This is a genomic window from Sphingobium naphthae, from assembly GCF_043589935.1.
In the GTDB taxonomy this organism is placed as follows: Bacteria; Pseudomonadota; Alphaproteobacteria; order Sphingomonadales; family Sphingomonadaceae; genus Sphingobium; species Sphingobium naphthae_A.
Genome location: NZ_CP171454.1, coordinates 1,917,736 through 1,939,540 on the forward strand (window position 1 = coordinate 1,917,736; position 21,805 = coordinate 1,939,540).

Genomic DNA, 21,805 nt, shown 5'->3' on the forward strand with positions numbered 1-21,805 from the left:
GTTTTTCGTGCGTCGATCCGCATCCATTTTTTTGCTGCCCCTGATGATGAGCGTCGCACCTGGCGCGCTGATGGCGCAGGACGATCCTGTGTCGGGCGGGGCGCCGCAGGAGGCAGCCGACGAGGTCGACGAGATCATCGTCACCGGCCAGCCGGAACGCGGCGCGGTGATCGGCGAGATCGAGCCCGAACAGCAACTCTCCCCTGCCGATGTCCGCGCGCTGGGCGTCACCTCGATCGCCGAGATCATCACCGAACTGGAGCCGCAGACCAACGGCACACCGATCATCCTGCTCAATGGCAAGCGGATTTCCAGCTTCTCGGAAATTCGCGACATTCCGTCGGAAGCGGTCGCGCGAGTCGATATCCTGCCCGAGCAGGTCGCCCTATCCTATGGCTATGCGCCCACGCAGAAGGTGGTGAACATCGTCCTGCGCCAGCGTTTCCGGTCCGAAAAGGCGGAACTGGAACTGGGCACCACGACCGAAGGCGGGCGGGACAATGCCGAGGTCGAGGCCGGCCTGCTGCGCATTCGTGGCGACGATCGTTTCTCGCTGGACCTCGAATATAGCCGCGCCGCGCGGCTGCTGGAAAGCGAGCGCGACATCGTCACCACCCCGTCCAGCCGCCCTTATGCGTTGGGCGGCAATATCGCCGCTGGCATGTCCGGCGCGGAAGTCGATCCGGCGCTGTCGACGCTGGCAGGCCAGACGGTCACCGTCGCCGCCGTGCCGGGAAGCGCGGCGAGCGGCGCGCCCAGCCTGGCGGACTTTGTCGCCGGCGCCAATGTCGCCGCGGTCACTGACCTGACCCCCTATCGCACATTGAGCCCGGCCACCGAGAATTTCTCCGCCAATGCGACGCTGGCGCGCGCGCTGGGCGGCGTGTCGGCGACGATCAACGGCCGGCTGGAACTGTCGGAAAATGATTCGCTGCAGGGCCTGTCCACCGCTGCGCTTGGCCTGGCCGCCGGATCGCTTTTCTCGCCCTTCGCCCAGGATGTGACGCTTTTCCGCTATCTGGGGCAGGGCGGCGCGCTGGGGCAGCAGATCCGGGGCACCACGGGCCATGTCGGCGTCACGTTGAACGGCCAGATCGGGCGCAAGTGGCAATGGTCCTTCACGGGCAATGGCGACCTGTCGATTACGCGCACGCGCACCGATCGTGGCATCGACACCGACGCCATCCAGGCTGCGCTGGATGCCGGCGATCCGTCGGTCAATCCCTATGGCGATTTTGCGCCCGGATTGCTTGCCACCCGCACCATCGACACCGCGCGCGCCAAGAGCCAGGCGGTGACCGCCGACCTGCTCGTGAGCGGCGCGCTGTTCCGCATGCCGGCGGGCGACGTCATGACATCGATTCGCCTGGGAGCCTCGGCCAACGGCTTTGAAAGCCGGTCGGTGCGATCGGGCGTGGAGCGCAGCACCGACTATAGCCGGGAGATCGGCAGCGGGCAGGTCAGCCTGGACGTGCCACTGACCAGCCGGTCCAAGGGCGTTCTGGGCGGCATCGGCGACATCGGCGTCAATCTGAACATCGCCGCGCAGCAATTGTCGGACTTCGGAACGCTTTCAACGCTGGGCTACGGCCTGCGCTGGCAGCCGATCCGCGCGGTCCAGATCCTCGCATCCGCCAATCAGGATCGCGCCGCCCCGACGGGCGCGCAGATCACCGATCCGCTGATTTCCACCCCCAACGTTTCGGTGTTCGACTATGCGACTGGGCAGAGCGTGTTCGTGACGCAACTGTCCGGCGGCAATGCCGCATTGCGCGAGAGCGTGCGCGACCAGTTTCGCCTCAGCGCCCGGGTGAAGCCGTTCGAAAAACCCAATCTGACGCTCACGGCGACCTATCTCAACAGCCGCACGACTAATCCTATCGCCGCCTTCCCGACCCCGACTCCCGACCTGGAAGCGGCCTTCCCGCAACGCTTCCTGCGCGATGCCGATGGCAATCTGATCCAGGTCGACGCGCGGCCGATCAATTTCCTGCGGTCGCAGAGCGAGCAACTGCGCTGGGGCTTCGACCTGTCCATCGCGCTGAAGTCGCATATCCAGAAGGTGATTGAGGCGTGGCGGGCGAGCGGCTCCCGGCCCGAAAACCGTCCGAAGGAACTGGACAACATGCGCGCCGCCTTCGCCCGGAACCGCTCACCGGGCGAACGCCCTGCCGGCCAGGATGGCGCCCCGCCCGCCGGCGACGGTGGCGAACGCGCGGAAGGCGGTCGCGACAATGCCGGCCCGGGCGATGGCGGCGAACGACCGCGCGGGCCGAGCGGCGGCGGTTTTGGCGGCGGCCGCGGGCGCGGCGATGGCCAGGGCGGCGGGCGGCTGAGCTTCAGCCTCTACCACACCTGGCATCTGGAAGAGAGCATCCTGATCGCGCCGGGCGTGCCGGAACTGGACCTGCTGAACGGCGACGCCACCGGATCGTCGGGCGGCCAGCCCCGGCATGAGATCAAGGCGCGGGTCGGCTATTCCAACAACGGCCTTGGCGCGCGGCTGGGCATCGACTGGGAAAGCGGCACCCATGTCGACGGCGCGCTGGACGGCAGTTCGCGCCTGGAGTTCGGCAGCCTCGCCACGGCGAACCTGCGCCTGTTCGCGAATCTCGGGCAAATGCCCAGTCTGGTGAAGAATATACCCTTCCTGCGCGGCGCGCGCGTGTCGCTGCAGGTCGACAATATCTTCAACCAGCGGCGCGAGGTGCGGGACGCGACCGGCATGACGCCGCTGCGCTACCAGCAGGATTATCTCGATCCGCTGGGCCGGACGATCTCGATCAGCTTCCGCAAGCTGTTCACACCCAATTTCGGCAGGGCGCGAGCGGGCGGTTAAGCGATCGGCAGGTCCATGCCCGCCTTCACCCGGTCCAGCGCCAGATAGCTGTGATAGCTCGCGACCGCCTCATTCTCCGCGAAGAGGCGACGCGTCGTCGCTTCGTAGCTTTGCATGTCCGATGACAGGATCAGCAGCACGAAACTGGGGCCGCCCGTGACATAATAGCATTGCTGCACGTCCGGATCGGCGCGGAACTGCGCCTTGACCCGGTCGACCGTCGCCGCCTTCTCGTCAGTCAGTCGCACATCGACGATCGCGGTGATGGCCAAGCCCAGGGCGTGCGGCGCGACCATGGCGCTGTTGCGCGCGATGACGCCATCGCGTTCCAGCGCGGCGACCCGTCGCTGCACGGCGGCGGTCGACAGGTTCACCGCTTCGGCGATGCTGCGCTGGGGCGTGCGGTTGTCGCGCTGGAGAATCCGCAGGATGGCGCGGTCGAAGGAATCAAGAATGCGCGACGTCGTCATGGCACGCGTAATTGTTGCGTGGGCGCAGGCAATCAAGAGCGCAATCCGCGTTGCGATGATGATAAGTCCCGACAGGCAGCGATCAAGGGAAGGGCGAGATGGAGCGAGGCGGCAGCGGCGGCACGGCGGCAGGCATAGCATGCGGCATGGGCGCCGGCGCATTGTGGGGCCTGGTATTCCTGGCGCCGGCGCTGGTGCGCGATTTTCGACCGATCGACCTGGCGGTTGGGCGCTATCTCGCTTTCGGCCTGATGGCCGCCCTCCTGGCGGCGCCCCGCTGGCGCCGGCTCCTTGCCGGACTGCCGCCAGGGGCGGGCTGGGCGCTGGCCTGGCTCGCCCTTGCCGGCAATCTTCTCTATTATGTCCTGCTGGCAAGCGCGGTGCAGTTGGGCGGCATTGCCATAACGTCGCTGGTGATCGGCTTCCTGCCCGTGGCGGTTACCATCATCGGCAGCCGCGCGCGGGGCGCGGTGCCGCTGCGACGGCTGGCCGCGTCCCTTCTGCTCTGCGGGGCGGGCGCGCTGTGCATCGGCTGGCAGGCGGTGTTCGGGGTGCGGACGGAACCTGCCCTGTTTCAACTGGCGGGGCTTGGCTGCGCGATCGGCGCGCTGCTGTCCTGGACCGCCTTCGCTGTCGGCAATCGCCACTGGCTGGACCGGCTGCCGCAGATGGAGGCGCAGGACTGGAACCTGCTGGTCGGCCTGATGACCGGCGTCCAGGCGCTGTTGCTGCTGCCGGTGGCGCTCTGGATGGGCATGGGCGACCACGCGCCGGACGCCTGGGCGCGCTTCGCCAGCGTATCGGTGGGCGTCGCGCTGCTGGCGTCGATCCTGGGCAATGGGCTGTGGAACCGGATGAGCCGGCTGCTGCCGCTGACGCTGGTGGGGCAGATGATCCTGTTCGAAACCGCCTTCGCGTTGCTCTACGGCTTCGTGTGGGAGCAGCGCTGGCCGACGATGCTGGAAAGCGCGGCCTTCCTGCTGGTGGTGCTGAGCGTCGTCACGTGCATAGCCGCGCATCGGCGACCCGCGGCGGAGGCGATGACAGCCGCCTGATTGCGTCCTTTCCCCTGTGGCCGATTCGCTATAGGGCGAACGGCATGACCAATTTATTCCTCGTGATGGGCGGCGGCGCGATCGGCGCGGCGCTGCGCTATCAGCTCGGCCGGTTGGCCGGGCATCTGACGCCGGGCGCGACCTGGCCCTGGGGCACGTTCGCCGCCAATCTGATCGGCGGCTTCGCCATGGGCCTGCTCGCCGGATGGCTGGCGCGCGAGGGCGGCGCGGCAGCGCGCGTCGGCGGCGAATCGCTGCGGCTGCTGCTGGGCGTGGGCCTGCTTGGCGGCTTCACCACCTTTTCCGCCTTCAGCCTGGAAACCATGCTGATGATCGATCGCGGCCAGACCATGACGGCGCTCGGCTATGCGCTGGCGTCGGTCGCCGGCGCCGTCGGCGCGCTGGGGCTGGGCCTGACGCTGATGCGGAACGTGGCGGCATGAAAGGGCGTCCTCCAGCCAAGGGTGGCGCGGGTTCGCGCGGCGGCAAGACCGCCGGAAGCGGCCGACCTTCGGATCGCAAGCCGACCGGACGCGGCAAGCCAGCAGCCCTGCGCAAGCGCGATGGCGACAAGCCCGGTTTCAAGCCGCGTGCGCCAGCGGCAGCCAAATCCGCGGCGGCACGCTCCGCAACGCCCCGGCCCGCCGCCGCCGCCGCAAAGACCAGTCCGGCCAAGCCCAATCCCGCCAAGGGCGTATCGCTCGACGTGCGGCAATATCGGGTGGTCGCCGATGACGACGGCATCCGCCTCGACCGCTGGTTCCAGCGGCATCTGCCCGATGTCGGCTTCAACCTCGTGTCGCGATGGTCGCGGACGGGGCAGCTGCGCGTCGATGGCGCGCGCGCCGCGCCGGGCGATCGCATCAGTGAAGGCCAGATGATCCGGGTGCCGCCCGCCGAACAGAAGCCCGAGGCCGCCGATCGGCCCAAGCGGGCGCGCGTCGTCGACCTGACGCCGGACGAGATCGCCTATGCGCAGGACATGGTGATCCATCGCGATGCGCAGGCGATCGTCATCAACAAGCCCCCGGGCCTGGCGACCCAGGGCGGGACCAAGACCGACGCTCATGTCGACAAGCTGCTCGACGCGCTCTTGTTCGACGCGGAATCGCGGCCCAAGCTGGTCCACCGGCTGGACAAGGATACGTCGGGCGCCTTGCTGCTCGCCCGCACCAGCCGCGCCGCGGCGCATTTCGCCAAGGCCTTTTCCAGCCGCACCGCGCGCAAGGTCTATTGGGCGCTGGTGATGGGCGTCCCGTCGATCGAGGACGGCATGATCGAATTGCCAATCGCCAAGCAGCCGGGCACCGGCGGCGAAAAGATGCACGTGGACGAGGAAGAGGGCCTGCCGGCGCGCTCGCGCTATCGCGTGATCGAACGGGCGGGCAATCGCGCCGCCTGGGTCGAGCTGCAGCCCTATACCGGGCGCACCCACCAGTTGCGCGTCCACATGGCGGCGATCGGCCATCCGATCGTCGGCGATGGCAAATATGGCGGCAAGGAAGCGTTCCTGTCGGGGACGATCAGTCGCAAGATGCATCTTCACGCGCGCCGCATCAGGGTGGATCATCCCGATGGCGGGCGCGTGGACATGACGGCGGAGCTGCCGACTCATTTCGCCAACAGCCTGAACGAACTGGGTTTCGACCTGGCGCTCGGCGACATGCCGCTGGATGACGAGATCGATCGCACCCCCACGCGCGAGGATGAGAAGAAGGCGGCGCGCCAGCATGCCAAGCAATATCGCAAGGGACGCAAGGGCGAGCGACGCGCGCGGGGCAGCGCGCGCAACGCGTGATCGCACGGCCATGACCAATCGCCTTGCCGTATTCGATTGCGACGGAACGCTGGTCGACAGCCAGCATAATATCTGCGCCGCCATGGCGCGCGCGTTCGAGGCGGTGCAGCTGACCCCGCCGGAGCGGCTGGCGATCCTGGCGGTGGTCGGCCTGTCGCTGCCGGTTGCCATGGCGCGTCTGCTGCCCGAGGCGGAGAGCGATTTCCACGATCATCTGGCCGATCATTACAAGAACGCGTTTCAGGCGTTGCGGCGGGAAAATGCCGTCTCGGAACCCCTCTATCCCGGCGTCGCCGAGCTGGTCACGGAGCTGGATGCGGCGGGATGGCTGCTGGGCGTTGCCACGGGAAAATCCGATCGCGGCCTCAACCTCTGCCTGTCGCACCATGGCATCCTCGATCGGTTCGTGACGCTCCAGACCGCCGACCGTCATCCGTCCAAGCCGCACCCCTCGATGCTGCTGACCGCCATGGCCGACGCGGGCGCGACGCCCGAAACGACGGTGATGATCGGCGACACCAGCTTCGACATCGACATGGGGCTGGCCGCTGGCGCGCGCGCGATCGGCGTGGGATGGGGCTATCATCCGGCGCAGGAACTGACGGCGGCCGGCGCGCATGGCGTGGCGATGGACAGCATGGAGCTGCGCCGCCATATCGGCGCACCATGACCGACGTTCCACCCTCCCCGCCGCCCCCGCCCATCGACCCCGAAAAGGTCGCGCGCCAGCGTCATTTCGCGGTCGGCCTGTTCCGCCTGTCCGGCGCCTTCATCGTCATGTTCGGCTTCCTGGCGATCATGCAGCGCTTTTCCTGGGTGCAGGGCGACAAGGCCAAGGCGTTCGGCGCCATCATGGTGGTGACGGGCCTGTTCCAGTTCGTCGTCGTGCCGCGATTGTTGCTGGCTCTGTTCCGCAAAAGGCCGCCGCAATGAAGCGTTTCTATACGGATGTCGCCATGGTCGGGAGCGCCGAGGGTTTCGCCATCGAACTGGACGGGCGACCGGTGCGCACGCCCGCTCGCGCGCTGCTGGCGCTGCCGACCCCGGTCCTGGCGCAGGCCGTGGCGGCGGAGTGGCGCGCGCAGGGCGACACCATTGATCCTGCCGCCATGCCCTTCACGGGCCTCGCCAATGCCGCGATCGATCATGTCGCTCCCGATCCCGCAGCGTTCGCCGCCGGCATCGCACGCTATGCGCAGAGCGACCTGCTTTGCTATCGCGCCGAGGGTCCCGACGCGCTGGTGCAGCGGCAGGCAGAAGTCTGGAACCCGCTGCTGGAATGGGCGCAAGCGCGCTATGACGTGACGTTCCTGCTGACGAGTGGGGTCATACCGGTGGCACAGCCGCCCGAGAGCATCACACGGCTCGAAGCGGCGGTGGCAGCGCTCGATCCTTTCACGCTCGCAGCATTATCGACGCTGGTGACGCTGAGCGGATCGCTGGTCTGCGGCCTGGCCATAGTCGAGGGCGGCCGAGATCCCGCTGCAGTCTGGCAAGCGGCGGAGGTCGACGAGGCATGGCAGAGCGAGCAATGGGGCGAAGATGTCGAAGCGGCGGCGCGGAACAGTCGTCGAGCGGCGGAGTTTTCCATGGCCGGAGCCTTTTGCGCGATGAGCCGAATGTAAAAGAGTCGGAACCGGGCTATTGCTTCGTTCATTGAAGGAGTTGAGACGCGCGAAAACCGCGCCGGATCGATTGTTTCGATGCAACCAGTTCAAGGAGACCCTGACATTGGCTCGACCCGCCAAGCTTGCCTATTTGATGTTCGCCGCGCCGCTGGCGCTGGCTGCGCCGGCCCTTGCCCAGCAGGCCCCCACCGCGCCGAACGCCCCCGCCCAGGCCACGCCTCCCGCTGAAGCGCCCGCCTCAGCAGCGGATGCCGCAGCGCCGGCGACTGACGCCGCCGCGCCGGCCGCGCGCGAAATGACGCCGGAGGAAATCGCCGCCTTCAATCAGGCCGTCACCGACTTCACGGCGGGCCAGAGCGCTCAGCAGGCCGGCGACAATGCCGGCGCGGTGGCCAAATATGATGCCGCCATTCCCGCGATCCGCACCGCGGTGGAGGCTGATCCCAGCAAGATCGACAATGTGAACTTCCTTGCCAACGCCCTCTATGCCGATGCCGCCGCCTATGGCGCCATGGGCCAGATGGACAAGGTGATCTCGCTCTACAATGACGCGCTGCCCTATTGGCGCAAGGTCGTCGAAGCCAAGCCGAGCGACACCGCCAGCCGCAACATTCTGGCCGGCATCCTGATCCAGCTGGGCAATCAGAAGCTGGCGGCGCAGGACACGGACGGGGCCGATCCCTATTATCAGGAGGCGCTGAAGCTGGCGCGCACATCGACCGCAGCGCAGCCGACCGACGCCGTCAGCAAGAATATCCTGCTGTCAGCCCTGATCGGAGCCAGCCAGACGTCGATGGAGGAAGGCTTGCGCGACGAGGCGATCAACATGGGGAAGGCGATGATGGCCGATGGCACGATCGACGCCACCAACCGTCCCTCGATCGAAGTGATGACCGGCGCCAAGGCCGGCTAAAGCTGCCGTCTCTGCTCGGGGCGCAGGCGATGCGTCCCGGGCGGTTCGAAGGGTTCAGCCCTGATCCTGATAGGCCATCTGCAGGACGCCCCAATGACGGCCGCGCACATGGATAGACGCGATCACTTGCTTCAGCAGCACCACCGCGCCATCGGCGGTCGGACGACGATAGGCCTTGATGCAGAAGGGCTGGGTGATGCGGCACTGTTCGCGCGTGTCGGGGAAGTCGAAGATCAACCCCTGGCGGGAATGTTCTGCATTCCACGCATTATCGCCTTTTCGCTGGGGATGCGCGCGTTCGGGCATGGCGACCGCGCCAAAGGCGTTGCGATCGGTGAAAGTCATGCCGAAGAGCCCTGTGTAGCCCCGCGCCATTTCCTGGCGCACGCGCGCGGCCGGAATCATGACTGCCTGCACCGGGTGCGTAAATTGTTCGGGATCGGTCCCGGGGATCGGCGCATAATGCTCGCTGAACAGCTCCGCCTCTGAAATCCGGCCCTCGACGATTGCCTGCTCGATCGCCTGAGACACGACTTGCGCCGATTCCAGGCTGAAACGGATATAGGGCGAGTCGGGAATATCGACGCCGCTTTCGGCCAGATATTGCAGCAGGAGGTTGGTATCCTCGCTCGCGCTCGTAATGCGGCCGGACAGGCGTTGAAGTCCGCCCGCATTATCGTTCGACGTGCTCGCCAAGGCGGCGAGGCCTGTGCGGATTTCCCCGGCCGATCCGACCATAGAGCCGATGCGCTGCGCCACCGTTTCGCTATTGTTGGACAGGTCCAGCATCAGCGCGGCGAGACGCTCGACCAGCGTTTCGATGTTGCGGGTGTCCGACTGGGCTGTGCGCGCCGTCTGGGCGCCGCGCATGATGCTGTCGAGCATGCCGTCCGCCTCGCCCGTCAGCGCGGCGATTGAGCGTTCGATCGTCTGCGTCGCGGCGCCGGTTTCCTGGGCCAGCTTCTTGACCTCCGCCGCTACCACAGCAAAGCCGCGGCCGGCGTCGCCCGCCCGCGCCGCCTCGATCGTCGCGTTGAGCGCCAGCAAATTGGTCTGGCTGGCAATGCCGCTGATGACGCTGGTGACATGAGCGACCGTCTTCAACGCCTCGCCAAAGCCGTCGAGCCGCGCATGAATGCGGCTCACCTGCTCGATCAGGTCGACGAAGTTCATGTTGGCGGCCGATAGCTGGCGGCCCGAATCATCGATGATCGCGCGAGCGGCCACCGCCTTCTCCCGCGCATCCTGTCCCGCCAGCGAGACGCGCTCACCATCCTGCGACAATTGCGCGGCCGCGCCGCTGATCGCCTCGATCGTGCGCGCCTGCTGCGTCACGCGCGTCGCGAGTTCGCCGATGTCAGCCTGGAGATCAAGCGTGCGGATACCCAGATCGCCAGACAGTTTGGCGACCTTCATTACCGCGCGCGCGACATTGTCAGATTGCGTGTCCCTCATCACCCTGCACCGCTAACGCTGCGTGGTAAATTAAGCGTTAGCGGCGTTCGCGAACCTAGAGCGCGCCGGCGAGCGCCAGCACGACACCCGCCGCCACCAGCAACAGGCCGGCGGCTTCGCTGCGCTGCATCTGTTCGCGCAGGTAGAAATGGCCAAATGCCATGGTAAAGGCGACCTCGACCTGTCCCACGATACGGACCAGAGCGACAGGTGCGGTGGCAAAGCCGGTGAACCAGCATGCCGACCCCAGAGCGGAGAGCAGGCCGACCTGCCCCGACACACGCCAACTGGTAAAGACCCGGCGCATTTCGCCCGGTTCGCGTACAAGCAGCCAGCCGCCCTGCAGCACCGTCTGCATCGGCATCGTGACCGCCAGCACGATCAAGGCCGCGAGAACGGGGTCCGGCGTGTCGACGGCCTGCGTCGCGCGGCGGATGCCGATGGCGGTGAGGGCGAAGAAAAAGCCCGAAGCGATGCCCGCCACCGCGGCTGGCTGGCCCAATGCTCGCAGGAAATCCATGGGCCCCATTTTCCGCCCGCCGGTCGACAGCAGCATGACTCCGGCCACGCCGCAGCCGATCCCGCCCCAGCTGAGCGGCGACAGATTTTCCCCCAGCAGGAAAAAGGACAGGATCGCGCCCTGCACCGCCTCGGTCTTGGAATAAGCGGTCCCGACGACGAAATTGCGATAGCGAAAGGCGCTGATGAGCAGATTGGTAGCGATGATCTGTGCCAGTCCACCGGCCGCGCAGAATAGCAGGAAGGCAGCTTGCAGCGCCGGCAGGGCGCCGGGAAAGAGCAGGCGATCGGCCGCGAGCAGCACCAGCGCGAAGGGAATGCCGTAAAGATAGCGGACCAGCCCCGCGCCGTTCAGCGACAGGCTGTCGCTGACGCGCCGCTGCACCGCTGTGCGCCAGGCCTGCATCGCGCCCGCGACCAGGGTGGCGGGCAGCCAGATGGGGGAAGTGATCATGCCCCGCCCTATAGCGGCGACACGCCGTGCGTCATCCCATCATGGCGACGAATGTGAAGAAGAGCGACAGCGACACGCACGCAAAGCCGTAGAGCAGCGGCAGCCGCAACAGCGTGCCGGTGCGCGAAAGCTGATAGGCGTCCTTGAACTGCCGGTACATGTGCCAGACCGCGAACAGGATCAGCCCGAACGTGACGAGGCCACTGCTGACATGCATCGCGGTCAGCAGCATCGACAGCGAGAAGAGCAGCGACATGAAGGCGATCGAGTAGGTCACATAGATCGCATGGTCGTAGATTTTGAAGCGGCGGCTGAACGGAAAGAGCAGCCACAGGAAAGGAAGCGAGATGAGGATCAGCGCCCAGGAAAATTTATAGGCATTGGCCTTGAGCTTGTAATAGGCCAGATCCGGGTTCTTCGCCGCCGCGCTCACGGCCTTGCCGACCGTCTTGGCGACGCCGCCATTGACCCCGTCCCCGGTGAGCGAGTCCGTCAGATTGCCGGCCAGCGTCAGCCCGTTACGCTCCGCCCGCGCCTCATCCAGCTTTTCCGCCAGCGATTCGCGCCTGCCCTGCGAAATGCCGGGTTCGGCCAGATCGGCTTCGATCTTGCGGATGCGGGCGTCGGCCTTCGCCTGCTCCCGCGTCAGTTCTGCGCGAGCGCCCGCGTCCATCTGAACGCCCTTGCCCTCCCCCTCCGGCCCATCATGACTGGTGAGCGAGAAAATGGCGTACATGAGGAAGGCGCTGAACAGGAACAACGCGAAGGGCGACACGAACTTGGCCCGTTCGCCATGCACATAGCGGCGCGTCAGCTTGCCCGGGCGCAGCGCAAGTTCCGGCAGGGTGGTGAAGACCTTGCCTTCCAGATGCAGCACGCCGTGGGCCAGATCATGACCGATCGCGGAGAAGCTGCGATGCAGATGCGCGGCCTGCCCACACTGGGCGCAATAAGGACCCTCCAACGTGGCGCCGCAATTGAGGCACGCGCCATGGCCGGCCTGCTGCGTCTCGCCATGGGACGGCTCCACCGCCCGCGCCAGCATCGCTCCGGTGACGGCGTCTCCCGCCGCTTCGATTCCCCCTGTCATGGCGACAGAATATCAGCGGTGTATGACGGACGCCAGACAGCTTGTGCGGGAGCCCGGCTCGCCCCGTTCAGGCAGCGCCGAGTTTGCCCGAATAGAGCAGCCGGCCCTGTCCGAGCAAGCCCAGCACCTGCGGCACGATATGCGGCGCGACCGCGAAACAGCCTTCGCTGCGCCCGCATTTACCCCAGGCGGCGACATGATCCTCCGTCACATAATCGGCGCCATGAACGACGATGGCCCGCGCTTCGGCGTTGTTGTTCTGCGGATCAAGCCCGGCGAGACGCATGGAGCGGCCATGCTGGCCGACATATTCCATCTCGGTCCGGAATGCGCCCTGGCAACTGGCGAGCGAGTTGAACTCGTTGGAGAAACTGTGCAGCCAGCCCGAATGGCCCGGGTCCGAACCGCGACCGTGGGACACGAGATAGCTGTTCGCCTGCCCGCTCACCAGGTCGACGATGTGCATCCGCAGATCCTTCGACGGCGCGTCGAAGTCGACGATGCCGACCCGATCCCGCAGCGTGAAAGCCCGGCCATGCTGATCGAGCGCCGCGCGGGCGCGATCCAGCAAGGCGGCGTAGCGCGGCAGCGGTCTGGCGGGCGCCGCTGGGACGCGCGGAACCGGAGCCGGCGTGGCGGGTTGAGGCAGGGTTGGCGGCGCGGCGCGTCCCATGCTGTCGGACAGAAACGAGAAGGCGAGTCCGCTCAAAGCGAACTTCGTGAAATTGCGGCGATCCATGCCCGCAATATAGCAAAGCTGTCGCCCCGGTTGAACCCCGGGGCGCAAGACTTCACTTGCTCGCGTTGCTCGCTTCGTCTGCCGACATGCCCGCTTCGCCGTCGCGCGACAGGCGCGATGTCATGCCACTGGCTTCCGCATCATCCAGAATCTGCTGTTCTTCGGAAATGGAGGGCGGCGGCGCGACGGGTGCCGGCTCGGCGACATTCTGCGGCTCGGGAGCGGGCGCGTCCGGCTCCTCGACGATGACATTTTCGACCGGCGGCTCGACCAGATCATTGGTCGGTGCGGGGGCTTCCTCTTCCTTCTTGCCGCAGGCGGACAGGATGAGCGCGCCGGAAAGGGCGATGAGGGCGAATTTGCGCATGGGGATCAGTCCTTCGATGCGATGGAAGCGGGAGCGGGAGCGGCGGTGGGATCGGCGCGGCTGCTCGACGCCTCGATCTTCTGCGCCAGCAGCTTGTCCCAGCCATAGGGGTCGTTGCGGAAACTGACCACGCCGTCATTATTGGCGAAGGCCGTCCAGTAGAGCAGGTAGACCGCGACATTCTGCGGCAGCGACACGCGCTGCGTCTTGCCCTCGTCGATCAGATTCTGGATTTGCCCGTTCAGGTCGGGATCCGCCGACACCATCTGCTCCGCCAGCGCCACCGGCTTTTCCAGGCGGATGCAGCCATGGCTGGCCAGCCGGTCATAGCTGGAGAATTTGCCGCGCGCCGGCGTGTCGTGCAGATAGACCGCGAAGGGATTGTTGAAGTCGAACTTCAGCCGGCCCAGCGCGCTGTTGGGTCCGGCCGGCTGGACGATGCGCTCGCCGCCTTCGGGCGTCTTGACGATCTTGTAGCCTTGCCGGATCAGGGTCGCACGCCCCTTGGGAAACAGTTCGCGCTTGGCGATCGACATCGGCACGTTCCATGGCGGATTGACGACGATCGAATGAATGCTGGAGGCCAGCATCGGCGTCTGATTGTCCGGACTGCCCGTGACGGCGCGCATCGACATAACCGGCTGGTCCCCTTCGAAGAGGGTGAGCACGGCCGCGGCGATATTCACCTGCACCCGATTGACCGGCAGGCTGCGCGGCATCCAGCGCCACCGCTCCATATTGGCCATGATCGCGGCGATGCGATCGTCGACGCTGACATTGAGCGCGGCGAGCGTGCGCGTATCCAGATTGCCGGTGGGGTTGAGGCCGTAGCGGCGCTGCGCCCGCTGCACGATGTCAGTCAGGCTTTCGCCCGGGGTGACGGCGGGATCCTCCATCGCGATGCGCTTGCGCACGGCATCGGGAGAGGAAGCGGCCGACAGCGGCTGCCAGCCGCCCCGGTCGCGGATCGCTTCATAGCGAGCCAGGCCCTGGCGCAGCGTCTCATAACCGGCCCAGGGCGGCGTCAGCCTGCTGGCCCATTGCTCCAGACCATCCTCGGCCACCGCCTTGGCGAGACCCGGACGCGGATCGAAAGGCTCCGGCCGCAGCGCCCAGATGTCGAGAAAATCGGCGGTGTCGACGCGCCCGGTGCTGAGCGCGCGCGCCCGGTCGAGCATGGCGTTGACCAGCGCTTCGCCATGCAGCGGGCCGCTGCGCTTCTGCCGCGCCATCAGCCCCTGAGCAGCGCCGGTCTTCAGCCAGTCATTGGCCCAGGCTTCCTGCGCGGCCGACAGCGGCGGGATCGGCACCGGAGGACGCAGCGCCGGGATCGGCTGGACCATGCCCGACCCGGGCAGGGTCGGCGCGACGGCGGGCGGGGGGGTCTGCGCGGCGAGCGGCAGGATGGCGAGCGACTGAGCGAGAAGGCCAATCAGCGCGGGCGCAGGGAAACGGATCATGCGGGGACGGTTCATGCTGGACCAGATAGCGCAAAGCGTCCTGGGTTCAAATCGCGATAGCGGAAAAGATCATGCTGCACGTTGTTCACCATCCGGCCTATGTCTCCCCTGCAACACCCGGCAGCACGCATCGGTTCGACAAATATGGACTGGTGATGGATGCCCTGCGCGAAAGCGGGGCGGCGATGACCGTGCATGCGCCCGAGCCCATGGGGCGCGCCTGGGTGGAAGCGGTGCATGACCCGGCCTATGTCGCCGACGTGCTGAACCTGACGGTGCCGGCGGACAAGGCGCGACGGATCGGCTTTCCGATCACCGAGCGGGTGGCGCGGCGCGCGATGCTGTCGCCCGGCGGCACATGGGCGGCGGCGCGGCTGGCCCGGCTGCATGGCTATGCCGCCAATGCGGCTGGCGGCAGCCATCATGCGCTGTACGACACCGGCGCGGGCTATTGCGTGTTCAACGACCTCGCCATCGCCGCCAACCGATTGATCGCGGAAGGGGAAGCGACGCGCATCCTCATCCTGGACCTGGACGTGCACCAGGGCGACGGCACCGCCGCGCTGCTGGCCGATCGCGCCGACATCTTCACCCTCTCCATCCATGCCGAGCGCAACTTTCCAGCGCGCAAGGCGCGGTCGACGCTGGACATCGCGCTGGAGGACGGAACGGGCGACGACGCCTATCTGGCGGTGCTGCAGGATGTCGTGCCGCGCGCGCTCGATGGCTTCGCACCCGACCTCATCCTCTATCAGGCGGGCGTTGATCCGCATGGCGACGACCGACTGGGGCGCCTCGCCATGACCGACGCGGGGCTCGACGCGCGCGACCGCTTCGTCCTGCGCCAGGCGCGGTCACGGTCTATTGCGGTCGCCAGCACCATGGGCGGCGGCTATGGCGCGGACCGGATGCTGATCGCGCGCCGCCATGCCGCTTGCATGATCCGCATGGCGCAGGAAGCGGCGGCCTGACGCCGACGCCTCAATGCATGGTGGTGGCGTCGGGCCCGACCTTGCGCTCCATCAGCTTCGCCGCGATCAGCCCCGCTGCCGCCAGCGCCAGAAAATCGCTGAATGCCAGATAGAGGAAATAGCCCCAGGGCGCGTGGTTGAATACCGGCTGGCCGATATGGAGCCACAGCACCGCGGCAATCGAAAACAGGATGGTGACGCGCATCCGGCTGCCGAAATCGGCGAGCGCGAAGCGGAGCGCCAGGGCGATCAGCACGCCGACGACCAGGGCCAGGATCAGCCCGCCGATCAGCGCCGCGCCATCGGTGACGGGAAAGCCGCTGCAGTTGTAGAAGACCTGCGCGATCGGGCCGCGGCCGTAGAGGATGGTGCCCTGCGCCGTCGCCGGATCGGGGATGATGTAGACGCCGGTGCCGCTGGCGTTCAACCCTTGCGCCAGCGCTGCCTGGAGATTGGCGCTTTCCTGGTCGCCGGCGCGGCTGAGGGCGAGCGCGCTGAGCGGCGTGCCCCAGAAGATGAAGCCGATGATATACATGGCGAGACCGCCGAGCAGCCCCCCGATGACCGAACGAACCATGATGACCCCCTGTTGCGAAAGAAGCTGCTGCTTCAACGCAACATGGACCGAATCTTTCCCTTCAGTCCTGCGGACGGGCCGCCTTTTCGGCGATGCCCGACACGCCTTCGCGCCGGTCGAGCTCGTCGAGCACGGCGTCGAGCGAAATGTCGAGGTCCGCGAGCAGCACCAGCAGGTGGAAGAGCAGGTCCGCGCTTTCGCCCACGGCGCCAGGGCGATCGTCGGCCATGGCGGCGATGACGGTCTCCACCGCCTCCTCGCCCACTTTCTGCGCGATCTTGGCGCGGCCCTTCGCCGTCAGCCGGGCGACATAGGAGGCCGCCGGATCGGCGCTACGCCGCTGGCGGATGGTCTGTTCGAGCTGATGAAGAGTCGCGCGCATGCCACGCATCAAGCGCCGCGCGCGCGACCCGTCAAACGAAATTTATTGCCGGCGGTTCTTGCGATGCACGACAAAGGCCCGGCCGCAGAGCACGGCGGCGCCCATCGCGAACAGCGCCATCTGCTCAGGCTCGGGCACCGGCGTGGGCGTTCCGCCCGACGATCCGCCGCTGGACGAATGGCCGCCCGACGAGGACGAGCTGCTGCCGCCGCCGCATTTGCCGAACCAGCACCACCAGGTCGCCTGCGCCGGCGCGGGCACGGCTGCGCCCATCAGGCCGGCGACGCCGGCGACCAGAAGCATCTTTCCGTATTGCATGTCACACCCCTGCTAACCCAAAAACGGAATATCGGAGCCAACCGCATACCGGACCGGCAAGAACCTTTCCATGGCATTAACCAAGCCGCGTTCGGCGGCCTGTGCCAATTTGATCCATTCCTCGATCAGGCGGCGCGGACAGGCACGCCCGCTGCGGCCAGCGCGCGATGCGCGTCGCCGACGCTGTGCTGGCCGAAATGGAAGATCGAGGCGGCCAGAACCGCGCTGGCATGGCCCTGGATGACGCCGTCCACCAGGTGGTCGAGCGTGCCGACGCCACCGCTGGCGATCACCGGCACCGACACGGCATCGGCGATCATGCGCGTGAGAGCCAGGTCATAGCCCTGCCGGGTGCCATCGCCATCCATCGACGTGACCAGCAATTCGCCTGCGCCCAGTTCCGCCAGGCGCAGCGCATGCGTCAGCGCGTCGATCCCGGTCGGCTTGCGTCCACCATGAGTGAAGATTTCCCAGCGACCCTCGCCCACCTTGCGCGCGTCGACCGAGCCGACGATGCACTGGCTGCCGAAGCGATCGGCGATGTCGGCCACCAGTTCAGGCCGCACCACCGCCGCGCTGTTGACCGCGACCTTGTCCGCGCCGGCGAGCAGCAACGCGCGCGCATCGTCGGCGCTGCGCACGCCCCCGCCCACGGTCACGGGCATGAAGCAAACCTCGGCCGTGCGCCGCACCACATCCAATATCGTGCCGCGCGCTTCATGCGTGGCGGTGATGTCGAGGAAGCAGAGTTCGTCCGCGCCGGCCGCATCATAGAGCCGCGCCTGCTCCACCGGATCGCCGGCGTCCTTCAGATCAACGAAGTTGACGCCTTTCACCACGCGCCCATCGGCGACGTCGAGGCAGGGAATGACGCGGGTGCGGACGGTCATGCCGCCGCCTGCGCCACCGCCAGGGCGGTCTTGAGATCCAGCCGCCCGTCATAGAGCGCGCGGCCGGTGATGACGCCTTCGATGCCTTCGTCGGCATGCAGGCTGAGCACGCGAATATCGGCGATCCCGGCGACGCCGCCGCTGGCGATCACCGGAATGTCGGTCGCGCGGGCTAGGTCCACCGTCGCGTCGATATTGCAGCCTTTGAGCAGGCCATCGCGGCCCACGTCGGTGAAGAGCAGGCTGGCGACGCCCGCATCCTCGAACCGGCGGGCGAGGTCGATCACGGCCATATCGCTCTTTTCCGCCCAGCCATCGGTCGCGACGAACCCGTCGCGCGCATCGACCGCCACGACGATGCCGCCGGGGAAATCGCGCGCCGCCGCCTTGACGAAGGCGGGATCCTTGAGCGCCGCCGTGCCGATGACAATGCGCGAGACGCCAAGGTCGAACCAGCGCTCCACCGCTTCCCGGTTGCGGATGCCGCCGCCCAGCTGAACGTGGCCCGGAAAGGCCTCGACGATCGCTTCTACCGCTTGTGCGTTCACCGCATGGCCCGCAAAGCTGCCGTCGAGATCGACGACATGCAGATGCTGGGCCCCGGCATTGGCGAAGAGCAGCGCCTGGGCGGCGGGATCATCGCCATAGACGGTGGCGCGATCCATATCGCCTTCGGCGAGGCGGACCACCTGCCCTCCCTTGAGGTCGATGGCGGGAAAGACGATCAGGGACATCACAACATCCGTTCGATTGGCTGAGGCACGATCACGGCCGCCAGTCCAGAAACCGCGCGAGGAAGGACAGGCCGTAGCGCTGGCTTTTTTCCGGGTGGAACTGGCAACCGATGATCGTGTCGCGGGCGACCGCGGCGACCAACGGGCCGCCATGGTCGGTGACGGCGGCGACATGGGCGGGATCGGCCGCTTCGAAATGATAGCTGTGGAGGAAATAGGCCTCGCCCGGTTCGAGCAGGCCCGCAGCGCCCGTCAGCCTCACGTCGTTCCAGCCCATATGCGGGATCTTGATCGCCGGATCGGCCCGTTCAACTCGGCGCACCGTGCCGGGAACCCAGCCCAGGCCGTCATGCCGGCCGAACTCCTCGCCCGCATCGGCGAGCAATTGCATGCCGACGCACACGCCCAGGAAGGGCGTGCCGCGCCGGTTCACAGCCTCGGTCATCGCCTCCACCATGCCCGGGATCGCCACCAGGGCGTCGCGGCAGGCGCGGAAGGCGCCGACGCCAGGCAGAACGATGCGGTCGGCGCGCGCCACCAGATCGGCATCGGCGGTAATCGCCACATCCTGCGCGCCCGCCTTGCGCAAGGCATTGTGCACCGAATGGAGATTGCCCGCGCCATAGTCGATCAGGGCGATGGTCATGCCAGCAGGCTTTCCATCGTGACGCCGGTCGCCGCCTTGACCGGCACGAATTCTATCAGGTCGAAGGTCGAAAGGCCCTGCGCGAAGAAGGGATCGGTCGCCGCCTTGGCCTCCAGCTCGGCGCGCGCGCCGCGCGCCAGCAGCACGCCGCCATCCCGGGGTTCACGCGGGCCGGCGAGCAGCAGCCAGCCGTCGGCAATGCCCTGGTCCAGCCAGGCGCGATGGTCCGCCCGCACCCGGTCCAGCTGATCCAGCGGCGCGGTATAGGTGAGGGAAATGAGGAACATCGCGGATTAAGCCTTCGGCTCGGGTTACAAAATGCCCTTGGTCGACGGGATCGCGTCGGCCTTGCGCGGGTCGATCTCCACCGCCTGGCGCAGCGCGCGGGCCAGGCCCTTGAACGCGCTTTCCACGATATGGTGGTTGTTGCTGCCATAGAGCAGTTCGATATGCAGGGTGATGCCGGCCGCCTGGGCGAAGCTGTGGAAGAAATGCTCCACCATCTCCGTGTCCCATTCGCCCACCTTGGTGACGGTGAAAGGCAGCTTGCACACCAGCCAGGGCCGGCCGGAAATGTCGAGCGCGACGCGGCTCAGCGTCTCGTCCATCGGCGAATAGACGCTGCCGTAACGGCTGATGCCGCGCTTGTCGCCCAGCGCCTTCGCCACCGCCTCGCCGATCGCGATCGCGGTATCCTCGGTCGTATGATGCTGATCGACATGCAGGTCGCCCACCGTCTTCACATTCATGTCGATCAGCGAATGGCGCGACAGCTGTTCGATCATATGGTCGAAAAAGCCGATGCCGGTGGAGACGGTGTAGAGACCGGTGCCGTCCAGATTGACGGTCACGTCGATCTGCGTTTCCGCAGTGTTGCGGTGAATCTCGGCGCTGCGCATGGCCGCCCTATAGCGCACGGCGCGCAGCATGCAATGTGCGGCTGCATTGCGCAGGCGGGCTTGACCCCCTGTTTCGTGCCGCTAGGACATTGGGCCATGAGCGACGACCTGCCCGACAGCCTGATTCCCTATGACGAGATCGTGCAGGAGGCGCTGCGCGCGGTCGTCGGCCGCGTGCTGGGCGAAGTGCAGCAGACCGGCGGCCTGCCCGGTGCGCATCATTTCTACATCACCTTCAAGACCCAGGCGCCCGGCGTCGACATCCCCCAGCATCTGGTGGAGCGCTTCCCGGACGAAATGACCATCGTCCTTCAGAATAAATTCTGGGACCTCAAGGTCAGCGATCAGCATTTCGAGGTCAGCCTGACCTTCAACCAGGTCGCGGCGCATCTGGTCATCCCCTTCAGTGCGATCACCGCCTTCGTTGATCCCGCCGTCAATTTCGCGCTGCAGTTCCAGGTTCAGGCCGATGAAAGCCCCGAACCGCATGACGAAGCGGAAAATGACGCGCCGCAAGTAACGAACGAGGATGGCTCCAACGTCGTGACCGTGGACTTCGGCAAGAAGAAGTAGCAGCGTTCCGCGCCGGCCGGTTCGAGCGCGCCGCATCGCCGGAGCCTCTGGCTGAAATCGCGTCGCCTGCTACAAGGGCGGGATGCGCAGCCTCTATCCGCCGATCACCCCCTATGCCTCGGGCCATCTCGATGTCGGCGATGGCCATGCGATCTATTGGGAGCGCTGCGGCACGCCGGGCGCCAAGCCTGCGCTGTTCCTGCATGGCGGACCGGGCGGCGGCATAGCGCCCGATCATCGGCGGCTGTTCGATCCGTCCCGCTACGACCTGCTGCTGTTCGACCAGCGGGGCTGCGGGCGATCCACGCCGCATGCGGATCTGACCGCCAACACCACCTGGCATTTGGTCGCCGACATCGAGCGACTGCGCCTGATGGTGGGGGTCGACCAATGGCTGGTATTCGGCGGCAGTTGGGGATCGACGCTGGCGCTCGCCTATGCGCAAAGCCATCCGGCGCGCGTCAGCGAACTGGTGCTGCGCGGCATCTTCACCATCCGCAAGGCGGAGATCGACTGGTATTATCAGCAGGGCGCCAGCCGCATCTATCCGGATAAGTGGGAACGGTTCGTGGCTCCTGTCCCGGAAGCGGAGCGCGGCGACATGGTCGGCGCCTATCGCCGGCTCCTGACCGGTGACGACCGGGCCGCGCGGATCGCGGCAGCCCGGGCCTGGAGCGTGTGGGAAGGCGAAACGATCCGGCTGTTGCCCGATGCCGCTTTGTCCGCCACGCATGATGCGGACGATTTCGCCCTCGCCTTCGCGCGGATCGAAAATCATTATTTCGTCCATGGCGGCTGGCTGGACGAGGGGCAGTTGATCCGGGACGCAGGCAGGCTGGCCGACATCCCCGGTGTCATCATCCATGGCCGCTATGACATGGCCTGTCCCGCCGAAACCGCCTGGGCGCTGCACAAAGCCTGGCCGCAGGCGCGGTTCGAGCTGATCGAAGGGGCGGGCCATGCCTATAACGAACCCGGCATCCTGGACGCGCTGATCCGGGCGACGGATGAATTTGCTGGCTGAACAA

Annotated in this window: 26 protein-coding genes; 11 read left to right on the top strand and 15 right to left on the bottom strand. The window is 66.8% G+C overall.

Annotation, left to right across the window (positions count from 1 at the left end; all coding sequences use genetic code 11):
* Nucleotides 1-46: 46 nt before the first annotated feature.
* Nucleotides 47-2,839, top strand: a complete 2,793-nt coding sequence (locus ACGGKE_RS09430) for a TonB-dependent receptor (RefSeq protein WP_394441870.1) — start codon at nucleotides 47-49, stop codon at nucleotides 2,837-2,839.
* Here ACGGKE_RS09430 and ACGGKE_RS09435 read toward each other — a convergent pair.
* Nucleotides 2,836-3,309 carry an Lrp/AsnC family transcriptional regulator gene (locus ACGGKE_RS09435; protein ID WP_394437284.1) on the bottom strand — a complete coding sequence of 158 codons (474 nt, stop codon included), beginning with the start codon at nucleotides 3,307-3,309 and terminating at the stop codon, nucleotides 2,836-2,838. The two genes, ACGGKE_RS09430 and ACGGKE_RS09435, sit on opposite strands and share 4 nt — an antisense overlap.
* Before the next feature lie 98 nt (nucleotides 3,310-3,407).
* Between ACGGKE_RS09435 and ACGGKE_RS09440 the strand changes: the two genes are divergently transcribed.
* From ACGGKE_RS09440 to ACGGKE_RS09470, 7 genes are all read left to right on the top strand, one after another.
* Entirely contained in the window at nucleotides 3,408-4,364 is a 957-nt protein-coding gene (locus ACGGKE_RS09440) for a DMT family transporter (protein WP_394437286.1), read from the top strand.
* A 44-nt stretch (nucleotides 4,365-4,408) separates the two neighbouring features.
* Nucleotides 4,409-4,807 (top strand): fluoride efflux transporter CrcB, encoded by a 399-nt coding sequence (gene crcB / locus ACGGKE_RS09445; RefSeq protein WP_394437288.1) that lies wholly within the window; start codon nucleotides 4,409-4,411, stop codon nucleotides 4,805-4,807.
* On the top strand, nucleotides 4,804-6,162 hold the full coding sequence (locus ACGGKE_RS09450) for an RluA family pseudouridine synthase (RefSeq protein WP_394437290.1): 1,359 nt from the start codon (nucleotides 4,804-4,806) through the stop codon (nucleotides 6,160-6,162). Before crcB ends, ACGGKE_RS09450 begins: the two co-directional genes overlap by 4 nt.
* Before the next feature lie 10 nt (nucleotides 6,163-6,172).
* A complete protein-coding gene (locus ACGGKE_RS09455) occupies nucleotides 6,173-6,832 on the top strand; it encodes an HAD-IA family hydrolase (RefSeq protein ID WP_394437292.1) in 660 nt (219 codons plus the stop codon).
* Entirely contained in the window at nucleotides 6,829-7,095 is a 267-nt protein-coding gene (locus tag ACGGKE_RS09460) for a hypothetical protein (protein ID WP_394437294.1), read from the top strand. The genes ACGGKE_RS09455 and ACGGKE_RS09460 overlap by 4 nt, the downstream gene beginning before the upstream one ends.
* Nucleotides 7,092-7,787 carry an ATP12 family chaperone protein gene (locus ACGGKE_RS09465; RefSeq protein ID WP_394437296.1) on the top strand — a complete coding sequence of 232 codons (696 nt, stop codon included), beginning with the start codon at nucleotides 7,092-7,094 and terminating at the stop codon, nucleotides 7,785-7,787. Before ACGGKE_RS09460 ends, ACGGKE_RS09465 begins: the two co-directional genes overlap by 4 nt.
* 106 nt (nucleotides 7,788-7,893) lie before the next feature.
* Nucleotides 7,894-8,703 carry a hypothetical protein gene (locus ACGGKE_RS09470; protein ID WP_394437298.1) on the top strand — a complete coding sequence of 270 codons (810 nt, stop codon included), beginning with the start codon at nucleotides 7,894-7,896 and terminating at the stop codon, nucleotides 8,701-8,703.
* A gap of 54 nt (nucleotides 8,704-8,757) precedes the next feature.
* Here the strand turns inward: ACGGKE_RS09470 and ACGGKE_RS09475 are convergent, their stop codons facing one another.
* The 6 genes from ACGGKE_RS09475 to ACGGKE_RS09500 form a co-directional block, all read right to left on the bottom strand.
* Entirely contained in the window at nucleotides 8,758-10,119 is a 1,362-nt protein-coding gene (locus ACGGKE_RS09475) for a methyl-accepting chemotaxis protein (RefSeq protein WP_394437300.1), read from the bottom strand.
* Between the two features lie 94 nt (nucleotides 10,120-10,213).
* Nucleotides 10,214-11,131: a DMT family transporter gene (locus tag ACGGKE_RS09480; protein WP_394437302.1), complete on the bottom strand. Its 918-nt coding sequence runs from the start codon at nucleotides 11,129-11,131 to the stop codon at nucleotides 10,214-10,216.
* A gap of 31 nt (nucleotides 11,132-11,162) precedes the next feature.
* Nucleotides 11,163-12,221: a DUF3667 domain-containing protein gene (locus ACGGKE_RS09485; protein ID WP_394437304.1), complete on the bottom strand. Its 1,059-nt coding sequence runs from the start codon at nucleotides 12,219-12,221 to the stop codon at nucleotides 11,163-11,165.
* 67 nt (nucleotides 12,222-12,288) lie between these two features.
* Entirely contained in the window at nucleotides 12,289-12,960 is a 672-nt protein-coding gene (locus ACGGKE_RS09490) for a murein L,D-transpeptidase catalytic domain-containing protein (protein WP_394437306.1), read from the bottom strand.
* Between the two features lie 52 nt (nucleotides 12,961-13,012).
* Nucleotides 13,013-13,327: a hypothetical protein gene (locus ACGGKE_RS09495; protein ID WP_394437309.1), complete on the bottom strand. Its 315-nt coding sequence runs from the start codon at nucleotides 13,325-13,327 to the stop codon at nucleotides 13,013-13,015.
* A gap of 5 nt (nucleotides 13,328-13,332) precedes the next feature.
* Entirely contained in the window at nucleotides 13,333-14,802 is a 1,470-nt protein-coding gene (locus ACGGKE_RS09500; RefSeq protein ID WP_394437311.1) for a L,D-transpeptidase family protein, read from the bottom strand.
* 56 nt (nucleotides 14,803-14,858) lie between these two features.
* Between ACGGKE_RS09500 and ACGGKE_RS09505 the strand changes: the two genes are divergently transcribed.
* Nucleotides 14,859-15,758, top strand: coding sequence for a histone deacetylase (locus ACGGKE_RS09505; RefSeq protein WP_394437313.1), 900 nt, complete (start codon nucleotides 14,859-14,861; stop codon nucleotides 15,756-15,758).
* Between the two features lie 10 nt (nucleotides 15,759-15,768).
* Here the strand turns inward: ACGGKE_RS09505 and ACGGKE_RS09510 are convergent, their stop codons facing one another.
* The 8 genes from ACGGKE_RS09510 to hisB all read right to left on the bottom strand — a co-directional run bounded on the left by ACGGKE_RS09510 (nucleotide 15,769) and on the right by hisB (nucleotide 20,204).
* Nucleotides 15,769-16,335 carry a hypothetical protein gene (locus ACGGKE_RS09510; RefSeq protein WP_394437315.1) on the bottom strand — a complete coding sequence of 189 codons (567 nt, stop codon included), beginning with the start codon at nucleotides 16,333-16,335 and terminating at the stop codon, nucleotides 15,769-15,771.
* A 61-nt stretch (nucleotides 16,336-16,396) separates the two neighbouring features.
* Nucleotides 16,397-16,717: a phosphoribosyl-ATP diphosphatase gene (locus ACGGKE_RS09515; RefSeq protein WP_394437317.1), complete on the bottom strand. Its 321-nt coding sequence runs from the start codon at nucleotides 16,715-16,717 to the stop codon at nucleotides 16,397-16,399.
* A 42-nt stretch (nucleotides 16,718-16,759) separates the two neighbouring features.
* Entirely contained in the window at nucleotides 16,760-17,035 is a 276-nt protein-coding gene (locus ACGGKE_RS09520; protein ID WP_394437319.1) for a PEP-CTERM sorting domain-containing protein, read from the bottom strand.
* Between the two features lie 125 nt (nucleotides 17,036-17,160).
* Nucleotides 17,161-17,925 (bottom strand): imidazole glycerol phosphate synthase subunit HisF, encoded by a 765-nt coding sequence (gene hisF, locus ACGGKE_RS09525; RefSeq protein WP_394437322.1) that lies wholly within the window; start codon nucleotides 17,923-17,925, stop codon nucleotides 17,161-17,163.
* Nucleotides 17,922-18,659, bottom strand: coding sequence for a 1-(5-phosphoribosyl)-5-[(5-phosphoribosylamino)methylideneamino]imidazole-4-carboxamide isomerase (hisA, locus tag ACGGKE_RS09530; RefSeq protein WP_394437324.1), 738 nt, complete (start codon nucleotides 18,657-18,659; stop codon nucleotides 17,922-17,924). Before hisA ends, hisF begins: the two co-directional genes overlap by 4 nt.
* Nucleotides 18,660-18,690: 31 nt before the next feature.
* Nucleotides 18,691-19,305, bottom strand: a complete 615-nt coding sequence (gene hisH / locus ACGGKE_RS09535; protein WP_394437326.1) for an imidazole glycerol phosphate synthase subunit HisH — start codon at nucleotides 19,303-19,305, stop codon at nucleotides 18,691-18,693.
* Nucleotides 19,302-19,592 carry a YciI family protein gene (locus ACGGKE_RS09540; RefSeq protein WP_228164862.1) on the bottom strand — a complete coding sequence of 97 codons (291 nt, stop codon included), beginning with the start codon at nucleotides 19,590-19,592 and terminating at the stop codon, nucleotides 19,302-19,304. The genes hisH and ACGGKE_RS09540 overlap by 4 nt, the downstream gene beginning before the upstream one ends.
* 24 nt (nucleotides 19,593-19,616) lie before the next feature.
* A complete protein-coding gene (gene hisB / locus ACGGKE_RS09545) occupies nucleotides 19,617-20,204 on the bottom strand; it encodes an imidazoleglycerol-phosphate dehydratase HisB (RefSeq protein WP_394437329.1) in 588 nt (195 codons plus the stop codon).
* A gap of 96 nt (nucleotides 20,205-20,300) precedes the next feature.
* Here hisB and ACGGKE_RS09550 point away from each other — a divergent pair, with 96 nt between their 5' ends.
* Nucleotides 20,301-20,777, top strand: a complete 477-nt coding sequence (locus ACGGKE_RS09550) for an SspB family protein (protein WP_228164864.1) — start codon at nucleotides 20,301-20,303, stop codon at nucleotides 20,775-20,777.
* Between the two features lie 82 nt (nucleotides 20,778-20,859).
* A complete protein-coding gene (gene pip / locus ACGGKE_RS09555) occupies nucleotides 20,860-21,801 on the top strand; it encodes a prolyl aminopeptidase (RefSeq protein WP_394437331.1) in 942 nt (313 codons plus the stop codon).
* Nucleotides 21,802-21,805: the final 4 nt, after the last annotated feature.

What these genes read in the sequence shown, in the direction of transcription:
- ACGGKE_RS09440 (WP_394437286.1), top strand. Translation starts at nt 3,408, where the DNA reads ATGGAGCGAGGCGGCAGCGGCGGCACGGCGGCAGGCATAGCATGCGGC.
- ACGGKE_RS09485 (WP_394437304.1), bottom strand. Translation starts at nt 12,221, where the DNA reads ATGACAGGGGGAATCGAAGCGGCGGGAGACGCCGTCACCGGAGCGATG.
- ACGGKE_RS09500 (WP_394437311.1), bottom strand. Translation starts at nt 14,802, where the DNA reads ATGAACCGTCCCCGCATGATCCGTTTCCCTGCGCCCGCGCTGATTGGC.
- ACGGKE_RS09540 (WP_228164862.1), bottom strand. Translation starts at nt 19,592, where the DNA reads ATGTTCCTCATTTCCCTCACCTATACCGCGCCGCTGGATCAGCTGGAC.
- ACGGKE_RS09505 (WP_394437313.1), top strand. Translation starts at nt 14,859, where the DNA reads ATGCTGCACGTTGTTCACCATCCGGCCTATGTCTCCCCTGCAACACCC.
- crcB (WP_394437288.1), top strand. Translation starts at nt 4,409, where the DNA reads ATGACCAATTTATTCCTCGTGATGGGCGGCGGCGCGATCGGCGCGGCG.
- hisA (WP_394437324.1), bottom strand. Translation starts at nt 18,659, where the DNA reads ATGTCCCTGATCGTCTTTCCCGCCATCGACCTCAAGGGAGGGCAGGTG.
- ACGGKE_RS09465 (WP_394437296.1), top strand. Translation starts at nt 7,092, where the DNA reads ATGAAGCGTTTCTATACGGATGTCGCCATGGTCGGGAGCGCCGAGGGT.
- ACGGKE_RS09475 (WP_394437300.1), bottom strand. Translation starts at nt 10,119, where the DNA reads ATGAAGGTCGCCAAACTGTCTGGCGATCTGGGTATCCGCACGCTTGAT.
- hisB (WP_394437329.1), bottom strand. Translation starts at nt 20,204, where the DNA reads ATGCGCAGCGCCGAGATTCACCGCAACACTGCGGAAACGCAGATCGAC.
- hisF (WP_394437322.1), bottom strand. Translation starts at nt 17,925, where the DNA reads ATGACCGTCCGCACCCGCGTCATTCCCTGCCTCGACGTCGCCGATGGG.
- ACGGKE_RS09520 (WP_394437319.1), bottom strand. Translation starts at nt 17,035, where the DNA reads ATGCAATACGGAAAGATGCTTCTGGTCGCCGGCGTCGCCGGCCTGATG.
- ACGGKE_RS09510 (WP_394437315.1), bottom strand. Translation starts at nt 16,335, where the DNA reads ATGGTTCGTTCGGTCATCGGGGGGCTGCTCGGCGGTCTCGCCATGTAT.
- ACGGKE_RS09550 (WP_228164864.1), top strand. Translation starts at nt 20,301, where the DNA reads ATGAGCGACGACCTGCCCGACAGCCTGATTCCCTATGACGAGATCGTG.
- ACGGKE_RS09455 (WP_394437292.1), top strand. Translation starts at nt 6,173, where the DNA reads ATGACCAATCGCCTTGCCGTATTCGATTGCGACGGAACGCTGGTCGAC.
- ACGGKE_RS09430 (WP_394441870.1), top strand. Translation starts at nt 47, where the DNA reads ATGAGCGTCGCACCTGGCGCGCTGATGGCGCAGGACGATCCTGTGTCG.
- ACGGKE_RS09435 (WP_394437284.1), bottom strand. Translation starts at nt 3,309, where the DNA reads ATGACGACGTCGCGCATTCTTGATTCCTTCGACCGCGCCATCCTGCGG.
- ACGGKE_RS09480 (WP_394437302.1), bottom strand. Translation starts at nt 11,131, where the DNA reads ATGATCACTTCCCCCATCTGGCTGCCCGCCACCCTGGTCGCGGGCGCG.
- hisH (WP_394437326.1), bottom strand. Translation starts at nt 19,305, where the DNA reads ATGACCATCGCCCTGATCGACTATGGCGCGGGCAATCTCCATTCGGTG.
- ACGGKE_RS09460 (WP_394437294.1), top strand. Translation starts at nt 6,829, where the DNA reads ATGACCGACGTTCCACCCTCCCCGCCGCCCCCGCCCATCGACCCCGAA.
- ACGGKE_RS09490 (WP_394437306.1), bottom strand. Translation starts at nt 12,960, where the DNA reads ATGGATCGCCGCAATTTCACGAAGTTCGCTTTGAGCGGACTCGCCTTC.
- ACGGKE_RS09495 (WP_394437309.1), bottom strand. Translation starts at nt 13,327, where the DNA reads ATGCGCAAATTCGCCCTCATCGCCCTTTCCGGCGCGCTCATCCTGTCC.
- pip (WP_394437331.1), top strand. Translation starts at nt 20,860, where the DNA reads ATGCGCAGCCTCTATCCGCCGATCACCCCCTATGCCTCGGGCCATCTC.
- ACGGKE_RS09450 (WP_394437290.1), top strand. Translation starts at nt 4,804, where the DNA reads ATGAAAGGGCGTCCTCCAGCCAAGGGTGGCGCGGGTTCGCGCGGCGGC.
- ACGGKE_RS09515 (WP_394437317.1), bottom strand. Translation starts at nt 16,717, where the DNA reads ATGCGCGCGACTCTTCATCAGCTCGAACAGACCATCCGCCAGCGGCGT.